This is a genomic window from Vibrio sp. YYF0003 (assembly GCF_036350715.1).
Lineage (GTDB): Bacteria > Pseudomonadota > Gammaproteobacteria > Enterobacterales > Vibrionaceae > Vibrio > Vibrio natriegens.
Genome location: NZ_JAZDWA010000003.1, coordinates 86,373 through 99,032 on the forward strand (window position 1 = coordinate 86,373; position 12,660 = coordinate 99,032).

General features: G+C 48.0%; 4 protein-coding genes. All 4 read left to right on the forward strand.

What is annotated here, in order from left to right:
• Positions 1 to 256 precede the first annotated feature (256 nt).
• The 4 genes from gltB (V1U08_RS10715) to V1U08_RS10730 all read left to right on the forward strand — a co-directional run bounded on the left by gltB (V1U08_RS10715) (position 257) and on the right by V1U08_RS10730 (position 12,613).
• Positions 257 to 4,795 carry a glutamate synthase large subunit gene (gene gltB / locus V1U08_RS10715; RefSeq protein WP_330470576.1) on the forward strand — a complete coding sequence of 1,513 codons (4,539 nt, stop codon included), beginning with the start codon at positions 257 to 259 and terminating at the stop codon, positions 4,793 to 4,795.
• Positions 4,795 to 6,264 (forward strand): glutamate synthase subunit beta, encoded by a 1,470-nt coding sequence (locus V1U08_RS10720; RefSeq protein ID WP_014230823.1) that lies wholly within the window; start codon positions 4,795 to 4,797, stop codon positions 6,262 to 6,264. The genes gltB (V1U08_RS10715) and V1U08_RS10720 overlap by 1 nt, the downstream gene beginning before the upstream one ends.
• A 451-nt stretch (positions 6,265 to 6,715) precedes the next feature.
• Complete coding sequence (gene gltB, locus V1U08_RS10725; protein ID WP_065299128.1) at positions 6,716 to 11,179, forward strand: glutamate synthase large subunit; 4,464 nt, start codon at positions 6,716 to 6,718, stop codon at positions 11,177 to 11,179.
• Positions 11,180 to 11,200: 21 nt separating this feature from the next.
• Positions 11,201 to 12,613, forward strand: a complete 1,413-nt coding sequence (locus V1U08_RS10730) for an FAD-dependent oxidoreductase (RefSeq protein WP_014230821.1) — start codon at positions 11,201 to 11,203, stop codon at positions 12,611 to 12,613.
• Positions 12,614 to 12,660 lie beyond the last annotated feature (47 nt).

Genomic DNA, 12,660 nt, shown 5'->3' on the forward strand with positions numbered 1-12,660 from the left:
GACTGCGGGGATTATCGGTGTTATCCCACTCCTACCTATATAAGTCACCAATAAGTGGCAAATAATAAAGAGATAACACCAAGGAATGTTTTTCTCGCAACACTTTTCCTGCGAGATACGGAAAGGAATCAAGACTGGTCAACCTCGACCGGTGGCGAATCATAAATATAAAGGACAAGACGCAAATTAAATTTCGCTAGACAGGCTTAGTCTGTCTGGGGTTTTCGCGTCTACATTGAACTGGAAGGATGTATCTATGGTAGATAGAGAGCACAATTCACAGGGTCTGTACACTCCAGAGCTGGAGCATGACGCTTGTGGTATCGGTTTTGTTGCTCACCTTAAAAACCGTAAATCTCATGAAGTAGTAACGCAAGCATTGGATATGCTGGCGCGTATGGAACACCGTGGTGGTCAAGGTTGTGACCCATGTAGCGGTGACGGCGCTGGTATCTTGCTGCAGAAACCTCATGAATTTCTATTGGAAGAAGCCGTTAAACAGGGCATTAAACTGCCTTCGTTCGAAAAATATGGTGTTGGTGTCGTTCTTTTCCCGAAAGACGAATACAAACGTGAACAGTGCCGTGACATTCTAGAGCGCAATGCCAAGCGTCTGGATCTTGAAGTTATTGGCTACCGCGTACTTCCAGTAGATAACTCTATGCTTGGTGCCGACCCGCTTAGCACGGAGCCGCAATTCGAGCACGTATTTATCTCTGGTGGCCCGGGTGTTACACCTGAGGAACTGGAACGTAAACTGTACGTTCTGCGTAACTACACTGTACGTGTCTGCCTGGAAAGCGTATCGAATATCAAAGACGAGTTTTATATCAACTCTATGTCGTACAAGACTCTGGTATATAAAGGCCAGCTGACGACAGAACAGGTACCACAGTATTTCCTTGACCTGCAGAACCCAACCATGGTGACTGCACTGGCACTGGTACACTCTCGTTTCTCTACCAATACATTCCCAAGATGGCGTCTGGCTCAGCCTTTCCGCTACATTGCTCACAACGGTGAAATCAATACAGTTCGTGGTAACCTGAACTGGATGAAAGCCCGTGAAGCGATTATTGAATCAGACCTGTTCACGCAGGCTGAAATCGATATGCTGCTGCCTATCTGTCAAGAAGGCATGTCTGACTCAGCAAACTTTGATATGGCTCTGGAACTGCTGGTTCTTTCTGGTCGTACCCTGCCTCACGCGCTGATGATGATGATTCCTGAAGCATGGCAAGAAAACAAAAACATGGATCCTAAGCGTCGTGCATTCTATCAGTACCACGCAAACATTATGGAACCATGGGATGGCCCTGCCTCTGTATGTTTTACTGATGGTGTTCAAGTAGGTGCAACGCTTGACCGTAACGGTCTGCGCCCTTCTCGCTACACAGTAACGAAAGACAACTTCCTGGTAATGGCATCAGAGTCTGGCGTAGTCGACATTGCACCAGAAAACGTTGAGTTCCGTGGTCGTCTGCAGCCTGGTCGTATCTTTGTTGCTGACCTTGAGCAAGGTCGCATCATTTCTGATGAAGAAGTGAAAGATACCATTGCTACCTCTCAGCCATACGAAAAATGGGTTGAAGATAACCTTCTCAGTCTGAAAAACTTGCCAGATGCAAGTAACCAGTTTAGCCAACCTTCTCCAGAGCGTTTGTTACACCGCCAACAAGCATTTGGCGTAAGCTCAGAAGAAGTGAACGAGATCATCGTTCCAATGGCAAACGATGGCAAAGAGCCACTATCTGCAATGGGTGCTGACTGGCCGCTAGCCGTTCTGTCTCACCAATCACAGCATTTATCAAACTACTTCAAGCAGTTGTTTGCTCAGGTAACTAACCCGCCGATCGACCCGATCCGTGAGCGTATGGTTATGTCCCTGAACACCTACTTGGGTAAAGACCAAAACCTACTGACAGAAACACCACTTCACTGTCAAAAGGTAGAACTGGAATCTCCAGTACTGGCTAACTCTGAGCTTGAGAAGCTACGTGCTATCGATAACGAGCACTTACAAGCTAAGACACTGGACATCGTATTCCAGGCAAGCGAAGAAAAAGGAAAACTTGAGCGCGCACTTAAACGTATCTGCCAATACGCAGAAGACGCAGTGATCGACGGCTACTCAATCATCCTACTGACAGACCGTGCAGTAAACTCTAACCACGCGGCTATCCCAGCAATGCTGGCAGTTGGCGCAGTTCACCATCACCTGATCCGTAAAGGTCTGCGTGCTAAGTGTGACATCGTGGTAGAGACGGGTGACGCGCGTGAAACTCACCACTTCGCGACTCTACTTGGTTATGGTGCAAACGCGGTTAACCCTTACTTGGTAATCGAAAGCATCATCGAACTACAGCGTACGAAAAAGCTCGATCCTGAAGTAAACCCAAGCGATTTGTTCAACAACTACCGTAAAGCCGTTAACGGTGGTCTGCTGAAGATCTTCTCTAAGATGGGTATCTCAACGCTGCAGTCTTACCATGGCGCACAGATCTTCGAAGCGCTTGGTATTCACAAATCCGTTGTAGACAAATACTTTACTGGTACGGTTTCTCGTATTCAGGGTCTGACTCTGGATGACATCGCAAAAGAAGTCGTGGTTCGTCACCGTATTGGCTACCCACAACGTGAAATCCCAATTCAAATGCTTGATGTTGGCGGTGTTTACCAATGGAAACAACGTGGTGAGAAACACCTGTTCAACCCAGAAACGATTTCTCTGCTACAGCAATCGACTCGTAACAAAGACTACTCTCAGTTCAAGCAGTACGCGAGCGCAGTAGATAAGCAAGGCGACAATGCTGTTACGCTTCGTAGCCAACTTGAGTTCATTAAGAACCCAGCAGGTTCTATCTCTATCGACGAAGTTGAACCAATTGAGAGCATCGTAAAACGCTTTGCAACGGGTGCAATGTCATTTGGCTCGATCTCTCACGAAGCACACTCAACACTGGCTGTTGCGATGAACCGCTTAGGCGCAAAATCCAACTCAGGTGAAGGTGGTGAAGACCCAATTCGCTTCGAGCGTAAAGAAAACGGCGACTGGGAACGCTCTGCAATCAAACAGGTTGCATCAGGTCGTTTCGGTGTGACGTCTTACTACCTGACTAACGCAGAAGAGCTTCAAATCAAGATGGCTCAAGGTGCGAAACCAGGTGAAGGTGGTCAGCTACCTGGCGATAAAGTCGATGACTGGATCGGTGCGACTCGTCACTCAACTCCGGGCGTCGGTTTGATTTCTCCACCGCCACACCACGATATCTACTCTATCGAAGATTTGGCTCAGCTTATCTACGACTTGAAAAACGCGAACCGTGCGGGCCGTGTAAACGTGAAACTGGTATCTGAAGCAGGCGTTGGTACCATCGCATCAGGTGTAGCGAAAGCAAAAGCAGACGTTGTACTGATCGCTGGTTTCGATGGCGGTACAGGTGCATCGCCAATTTCTTCGATTCGTCACACTGGTCTTCCTTGGGAGCTAGGTTTGGCAGAAACACACCAAACACTTCTGAAGAATGGTCTGCGTAACCGTATCGTTGTTCAGGCTGACGGCCAGATGAAAACACCTCGTGACCTTGCAATCGCAACTTTACTAGGTGCGGAAGAATGGGGCGTGGCAACAGCAGCATTGGTTGTTGAAGGCTGTATCATGATGCGTAAGTGTCATAAGAACACCTGTCCTGTTGGTATCGCAACTCAGAACAAAACTCTGCGTGAGCGCTTTGATGGCCGCGTAGAAGACGTAGTCACTTTCTTCCAGTACATGGCTCAGGGTCTGCGCGAAATCATGGCGGAACTTGGTTTCCGTACTATCGATGAAATGGTTGGCCAAGGCCAGAAACTGCGTGTTCGCCAAGACATTTCTCACTGGAAATACAAGAATCTGGATCTGTCTCCTGTTCTACACATCGAGCAACCACGTGAAGCCGATGGTGTATACAACCAAACAGTGCAGAACCACAACCTTGAATCAGTACTAGACCGCAAACTTATCCAAGCTGCTATTCCGGCGCTTGAGAAAGGTGAAGCAGTGAACGCTGAGTTCCCTATCGTCAACACAGACCGCTCTGCGGGTACTATGTTGTCGAACGAGATCTCGAAAGTGTACAAAGACCAAGGTCTGCCACAACCAATGAACGTGAAGTTCAAAGGCTCTGCTGGTCAGTCATTCGGTGCATTCCTTGCGAAAGGTGTGAAGTTCGAAGTTGAAGGTGACGCGAACGATTACTGGGGTAAAGGCTTGTCTGGCGGTACCTTAGTACTGTACCCAGATGCGAACTCTAGCATTGTTGCTGAAGACAACATCATCGTAGGTAACGTATGTTTCTATGGTGCAACCTCTGGTGAATCTTTCATCCGCGGTATGGCTGGTGAGCGTTTCTGTGTTCGTAACTCTGGCGCGAAAGTTGTGGTTGAAGGCGTGGGTGACCACGGCTGTGAATACATGACTGGTGGTGCAGCTATCATCCTAGGTTCAACAGGTCGCAACTTTGCTGCTGGTATGAGCGGTGGTGTAGCGTACGTATGGGATAAATCAGGTGACTTCGAGTCCAAACTGAACCCAGAACTCGTTGACTTGGATCCTATCGAACAAGAAGACAAAGATCTGTTACTAGACATGTTAACTAAGCATGTTCAATTCACAGGAAGTGAAGTTGCTCAGTCTTTCCTAGACAACTTTGAAGCTAGCCTAGCCTCTATGGTTAAGGTCATGCCGCGCGATTACAAAGCGGTACTTCAAAAGCGTAAAGCTGAGGCACAACAAACTGAAGCGGAGGCAGTGTAATGGGTAAGCCTACTGGATTTTTAGAGCATGGTCGTGAACTTCCACAGAAGATCGATCCCGCTGAACGTATCAAGAACAACAAAGAGTTCGTTCTGAACGAGGAGTTTGGTAGCAAGATCAATACTCAGGCTTCTCGCTGTATGGACTGTGGCGTGCCGTTTTGTCATAACGGCTGCCCGATTGGTAACATCATCCCAGAATTTAACGATGCGGTTTACCGCGATAGCTGGGAAGAAGCATGGAACATTCTGAGCTCGACCAACAACTTCCCTGAATTTACGGGTCGTGTATGTCCTGCACCTTGTGAAAGTTCTTGTGTACTTGGTATTAACCAAGACCCAATCACCATCTGTAACATAGAGAAAACCATCGTGGAAACGGCGTATCGTGAAGGATACGCCAAGCCAAAAACGCCACGCTCTCGTACAGGTAAAACCGTTGCAATCATCGGTTCAGGCCCTGCGGGTCTGGCTGCAGCTGAACAGCTGAACAGCGCGGGTCACTCAGTGACGGTATTTGAACGAGACGAAAAAGTCGGCGGTCTGCTACGTTTTGGTATCCCTGACTTTAAGCTCAGCATGGAAGTGATTGATCGTAAGATCAACCTGATGGCTGAAGCGGGTGTGGAATTCAAAGTGAACCAACACGTTGGTGTTGACGTGAACGCTCAGCAGTTACGTCAAGAATACGATGTAGTACTACTGACTGGTGGCTCTACGGTTCCTCGTGACCTTCCGGTACCAGGACGTGAACTAAACGGCGTTTACTTCGCAATGCAGTTCCTTGGTCAAAATAACCGCCGTGCAAACAACATGGACCTGAAAACTGAAGAAATTCACGCAGCAGGCAAGCATGTGGTAGTTATCGGTGGTGGTGATACAGGTTCTGACTGTGTTGGTACCTCAAACCGTCACGGTGCAGCGAGTGTGACTCAAGTTGAGATCATGCCAATTCCACCAGAAAAACGCCCTGCGAATATGCCGTGGCCTCAGTACCCAATGATCCTTCGTACTTCAACTTCTCACGAAGAAGGGGTAGATCGTCACTGGAACATCCTTACTAAAGAGTTCATTGGTAACGATAAAGGTGAAGTAACGGGTCTGCGTATTGCTGACATCGTATGGGAAGACGCAAAACCTGGCGAGCGCCCAAGCTTCAAAGAAGTCGAAGGCAGTGAGCGAGTAATTCCATGTGACATGGCTTTCCTAGCGATGGGCTTCTTACACCCTGAACCAACAGGTGTGCTGGCTCAGCTAGACATCGCTCTTGATGATCGTGGCAATGTAGCAACTCAGGGCTTTGCGACTAACCAAGAAGGTGTTTTCGCTGCAGGCGATATGCGTACAGGTCAATCACTTGTCGTTCGTTGTATCAACGAAGGCCGTGAGTGTGCTCGCTCTATCGATGAATACCTGATGGGCGGTACACACCTAGAAGCAAAAGCAAACTCGCTGATGCTTTCAGCATAATAGGAGGAGATGCACTCCTCCCTCTTTCTGAGTGCGAGCAGCCAATAATTATATTGTTGGCTGTTCAACAAGAAAGAAAACAATTCCTTCCAGTCTTTTTATTTTGACCAGCATTTTATGCTGGTCTTTTTTATTTCAGCCAGTAGTAAATGTTACTTTATTGTAACAATGAAATTCATATCTAATTGAAATCATTGAATAATTCCAGCCAATTAAATGGTAAATCCCTGATTAGCGTGATTATCCACTAATAACTTGACCTTTTTTACAATAACCTATAGCTTGTGAAGTTGATGAAAATAAAACAGTCAAAAATTGTTAAATATTTCACGCCTTTTATTGAATGAATATACATAAAAACAAAAAAATGACGCATAGTTAGTCATCACTATCAACATAAGCAGTGTTGATGTATCTGTCGGGATGACAGATAAGCAAAGGGAGAATTGCAATGGCTCTTTATGATCCAAGTCTTGAGAAAGACAACTGTGGATTTGGCTTGATCGCTCATATGGAAGGCGAGCAAAGTCACAAGCTGGTTCGTACAGCAATTTCTGCGCTTGACCGTATGACCCACCGTGGTGGTATTGCCGCCGATGGTAAAACTGGTGATGGTTGTGGTCTTCTACTACAAAAGCCCGATTCCTACTTACGCCTAGTCGCCGAAGAAAATGGTTTTAACCTTGGTAAGCAATATGCCGTGGGGATGATTTTCTTTAGCCAAGATCCTATCAAAGCTCAGCAAGCGCGAGAAATCGTTAACAAAGAACTCGCTCAAGAAACTCTGACTGTTGCGGGTTGGCGAGAAGTACCAACAAATTCTGAAGTGCTGGGCCCGATTGCCCTCCACTCCGTGCCAAATATCCAACAGGTATTTATCTCCGCTCCAGCGGGATGGCGCGAGCGAGATATTGAACGCCGTCTATATATAGCTCGACGTCGCATTGAAAAGCAGATCACGGAAGATCCAGATTTTTATATCTGTAGCTTATCAACCCAAGTGTTAGTCTATAAAGGACTTTGCATGCCGGCGGATCTACCGCGCTTCTATCTGGATCTTGCCGATCTTCGTATGGAATCTGCGATTTGTCTGTTCCACCAGCGTTTTTCTACTAATACGCAACCTCGTTGGCCATTAGCCCAACCGTTCCGCTATCTGGCACATAACGGTGAGATCAATACCATTGAAGGTAACCGTCAGTGGGCGCGAGCGCGAGCTTACAAATTCTCATCTCCGCTGTTACCCGATCTGCAAACTGCTGCACCATTTGTTAATGAAACAGGCTCAGATTCTTCCAGCTTAGATAACATGCTGGACCTATTCCTTGCAGGTGGTATGGACATCTTCCGTGCGATGCGCATGCTTGTGCCGCCAGCATGGCAGAACCACCCAGACATGGATCAGGATCTGCGTGCTTTCTACGATTTCAACTCCAAACACATGGAACCATGGGACGGCCCTGCGGGCATCGTATTATCTGATGGCCGTTACGCTGCATGTAACTTAGATAGAAACGGCTTGCGTCCGGCACGTTATGTGATCACCAAAGACAAGTTGATAACGCTTGCTTCAGAGGTTGGTATTTGGAATTACGCGCCAGATGAAGTAGCGCAAAAAGGTCGTGTAGGTCCGGGTGAGCTGCTGGTTGTCGATACCCGAAAAGGTAAATTGTGGCAATCAAGCGAGATCGACAACGATCTGAAAAGTCGCCACCCATATCGTGAATGGATGGCGAACAACGTCCGCAAACTAACGCCGTTTTCAGAACTGTCTGAAGATCAGGTTGGTGAACGTAATTTTGATGAAGACTTGCTTAAGACTTATCAAAAGCAATTCGCCATGACCAACGAAGAAGTCGACCAAGTACTGCGTGTTCTTGGTGAAATGGGACAAGAAGCGGTTGGCTCGATGGGTGATGACACTCCGATGGCCGTGCTGTCGTCAAAAGAGCGTCTAGTAACCGATTACTTCCGTCAGAAATTTGCTCAGGTCACCAACCCACCAATCGATCCGCTACGCGAGCAACACGTCATGTCGCTGGCAACCAGCATCGGTCAGGAGATGAACGTCTTCTGTGAAACCGACGGGCACGCACATCGTGTGACGTTCGATTCACCCGTTCTGCTCTATTCGGATATGCAGCAACTGCTGGGATTGAGTGACGATCACTATCGCAATACGATTCTCGATATCAATTACGATCCGGAAGAAAGGGACCTCGAACAAGCCATCAACTTCCTGTGTGATCAAGCGGAACAAGTGGTGCGTGAAGGAACCGTTCTGGTCGTCCTATCTGATCGCGCCTTAGTAAAAGGCAGACTACCAATTCCTGCGGCAATGGCGGTAGGGGCAGTACAAACTCGCCTCGCTAATGCCAATTTGCGCTGTGATGCAAACATTGTCGTCGAAACAGCAACGGCGCGAGATCCACATCAATTTGCAGTACTGCTTGGCTTCGGTGCCACGGCGGTTTATCCATACTTAGCTTATGAAGCGCTAGGTAAGCTGGTTGATGATGGCGTACTAAACAAAGACTACCGCGACGTGATGCAGAACTACCAGTACGGCATCAATAAAGGTCTGTACAAAATCATGTCGAAAATGGGCATCTCGACCATCGCCTCATACCGTTGCTCTCAACTTTTTGAAGCTGTGGGTTTGAGCCAACAAGTCGTAGACCTGTGCTTTAAAGGTGTGACCACTCGAATTGCCGGCGCGAACTTTGAAGACTTCCAGCAAGATCTGACTAACCTTTCCCGTAAAGCTTGGACGAAACGTAAATCACTCGAACAGGGTGGCTTGCTGAAATACGTGCACGATGGTGAATACCATGCCTACAACCCAGATGTTGTCGGTACGCTGCAAACTGCGGTGAAATCAGGCGATATCAATGACTACCATAGCTACGCGAAGCAGGTAAACCAACGTCCGGTTGCGATGCTGCGTGACTTAATGACACTGAAGAAAGCCGATTCCCCGTTATCACTGGATAAAGTGGAACCGAAAAACGACCTGTTCAAACGTTTTGACTCTGCTGCGATGTCTATCGGCGCATTGAGTCCAGAAGCGCACGAAGCACTTGCAACCGCGATGAACCGACTCGGTGGTTACTCGAACTCTGGTGAAGGTGGTGAAGATCCTCGCCGTTTTGGTACCGAGCGTAACTCGCGTATTAAACAGATTGCCTCGGGTCGCTTTGGTGTAACGCCACATTACTTAACTAACGCGGATGTGCTGCAAATCAAAGTAGCTCAAGGCGCAAAACCGGGTGAAGGTGGCCAGCTTCCTGGACATAAAGTCACGGCGGAAATCGCTAAGTTGCGTTATTCCGTGCAAGGCGTGACGCTGATCTCCCCTCCTCCTCACCACGATATTTATTCGATTGAGGACTTGGCGCAGCTGATCTTCGACCTGAAACAAGTTAACCCGAAAGCATTGGTTTCGGTGAAGCTTGTATCTGAACCAGGCGTTGGCACTATCGCTACGGGTGTGGCAAAAGCCTATGCTGACCTTATCACTATCTCTGGTTATGACGGTGGTACGGCTGCGAGCCCACTAACCTCAGTGAAATACGCTGGTAGCCCTTGGGAGCTAGGCCTAGCTGAGACTCAACAAGCTCTGGTTGCCAACGGTCTGCGTCACAAAATTCGCTTGCAGGTTGACGGTGGTCTGAAAACCGGTTTAGACGTGGTTAAAGCCGCTATTCTAGGTGCTGAGAGCTTTGGTTTTGGTACCGCGCCAATGGTAGCAATGGGCTGTAAATTCTTGCGTATCTGTCACCTAAACAACTGCGCGACAGGTGTTGCGACTCAGGATGAAACCCTGCGTAAAGAGTACTTCAAAGGCTTACCTGAAATGGTAATAAATTACTTCACCGGTTTGGCTGAAGAAGTACGCGGTCTGCTTGCAGAGCTTGGCGTCGAGAAACTGACTGACTTGATTGGTCGCACTGACCTACTTGAAGCTGTTGAAGGATTCACTGCAAAACAAACCAAACTGGATCTGTCCAATATTCTCGAAGCACCAGTTTCTCCAGAAGGACATCCGCTGTTCTGGACCGAGCCAAATGCACCATTTGACAGAGCAGAGCTGAACCAACGCATCGTTGATGACGCTATTAATGCTGTCGAAGAAGGCCGTTCAGCCAGCTTCTACTACAATGTGATCAATACCGACCGCTCGGTGGGCGCGCGCCTGTCAGGTGAAATTGCAAAACGCTACGGTAACCAAGGGCTGGCGGCCTCACCGATTAAACTGCATCTCGATGGCACGGCAGGCCAGTCATTTGGTGTATGGAACGCTGGTGGTGTAGAACTTTACCTTACTGGTGATGCCAACGACTACGTCGGTAAAGGTATGGCGGGAGGCAAGATTGCCATCAAGCCACACTTAGGTACTGCGTTCAAATGTAATGAAGCGACCATCATCGGTAACACCTGTTTGTATGGTGCAACGGGCGGTAAACTGTTTGCAGCAGGTAAAGCGGGTGAACGCTTTGGTGTGCGTAACTCTGGCACCATCGCGGTCATTGAAGGTGCGGGTGATAACGCATGTGAATACATGACAGGTGGTATTGTCGCGATTCTTGGTGCGACAGGCGTGAACTTTGGTGCGGGTATGACTGGCGGTTTTGCTTATGTGCTGGATGAAAACCAAAGCTTCCAAGGCCGTGTAAACAACGAATCGGTTGAAGCGATTTCACTGTCTGATCTGTATATACATCAAGAACATCTTCGCGGTCTGATTGCAGAGCATTTAGAAGAAACCGGCTCTAGCCACGCGGAGCATATTTTGGCGAACTTTGATGAATGGATTCCGAAGTTCTACTTGGTGAAACCTCAAGCGGCAGATTTGAATACTCTGCTTGGTCACCAAAGTCGTAGCGCTGCTGAACTGCGCGTTCAAGCCCAATAAATCATGGAGGATGTTTGAATCATGAGCCAGAACGTTTATCAATTTATCGATGTTCAACGCGTAGATCCGGCGAAAAAGCCAATTAAAATTCGTAAGATTGAGTTTGTCGAAATCTACGAACCGTTTACTAAACAGCAGGCAACGGCACAAGCTGACCGTTGCCTGGATTGCGGTAACCCATACTGTGAATGGAAATGTCCGGTACACAACTACATTCCTCAATGGCTAAAACTGGCCAACGAAGGACGTATTCTGGAAGCGGCAGAGCTGTCACATCAAACCAATAGTTTGCCAGAAGTGTGTGGACGTGTTTGTCCACAAGACCGCTTGTGTGAAGGGTCCTGTACACTGAATGATGACTTTGGTGCGGTAACCATCGGTAACATCGAAAAGTACATCACCGACAAAGCCTTTGAAATGGGCTGGAAGCCGGATATGTCTAAGGTCGAATGGACCGACAAAAAAGTCGCCATCATCGGTGCTGGACCAGCGGGTTTGGCGGCTGCCGATATTTTAGTCCGTAACGGTGTAAAGCCTGTGGTGTTTGACCGTTATCCAGAGATTGGCGGTCTGCTGACCTTCGGTATCCCTTCTTTCAAACTCGAAAAAGGGGTGATGGAAAATCGCCGCCGCGTTTTCACTGAGATGGGCGTCGAGTTCCGCATGAACGTAGAAGTCGGTAAAGACGTGCAGATGCAAGAACTTATCGATGATTACGATGCAGTCTTCCTGGGTGTAGGTACCTACAAAAACATGCGTGCCGGTTTGGAAAATGAAGATGCACCGGGTGTTTATGACGCTCTGCCATTTTTGATTTCCAACACCTATAAAGTGATGAACCTGAAAAATAGCCAGCCTTATATCGATATGGCCGGTAAAAAAGTCGTGGTACTCGGTGGTGGTGATACCGCAATGGACTGTGTACGTACTTCTATTCGTCAGGGTGCATCAAACGTAATCTGTGCGTATCGTCGTGACGAAGCCAACATGCCGGGCTCACGTCGAGAAGTCAAAAATGCCAAAGAAGAAGGCGTGAAATTCATGTTCAACCTTCAACCTCTGGGATTAGAAGTCAACGCATCGGGTAATGTAACTGGCGTGAAAGTGGTGAAAACAGCACTTGGTGAACCAGATGAAGCAGGCCGACGTCGTCCTGAGCCTGTTGAAGGTAGTGAGCATGTTTTAGCTGCTGACGCTGTGATCATGGCATTTGGTTTCCAACCGCATCAAATGGATTGGTTAACACCTTTCAATGTTGATCTTGACCAGTGGGGCCGAATTAAAGCGCCTCTGAAGCAAGAGTTTCAGTACCAAACCAGTAACGAAAAAATCTTTGCTGGTGGCGATGCGGTACGCGGCTCAGACTTAGTGGTAACCGCGATTGACGAAGGTCGAAAAGCAGCCGAAGGTATCCTCGACTACCTGGACGTCTAACGTTCAACACGTTAAATCTCTCAAAAGGACCCGATTATTGGGTCCTT

Coding starts and splice junctions, on each gene's coding strand:
- gltB (WP_330470576.1), top strand. CDS start 257: ATGGTAGATAGAGAGCACAATTCACAGGGTCTGTACACTCCAGAGCTG.
- V1U08_RS10720 (WP_014230823.1), top strand. CDS start 4,795: ATGGGTAAGCCTACTGGATTTTTAGAGCATGGTCGTGAACTTCCACAG.
- gltB (WP_065299128.1), top strand. CDS start 6,716: ATGGCTCTTTATGATCCAAGTCTTGAGAAAGACAACTGTGGATTTGGC.
- V1U08_RS10730 (WP_014230821.1), top strand. CDS start 11,201: ATGAGCCAGAACGTTTATCAATTTATCGATGTTCAACGCGTAGATCCG.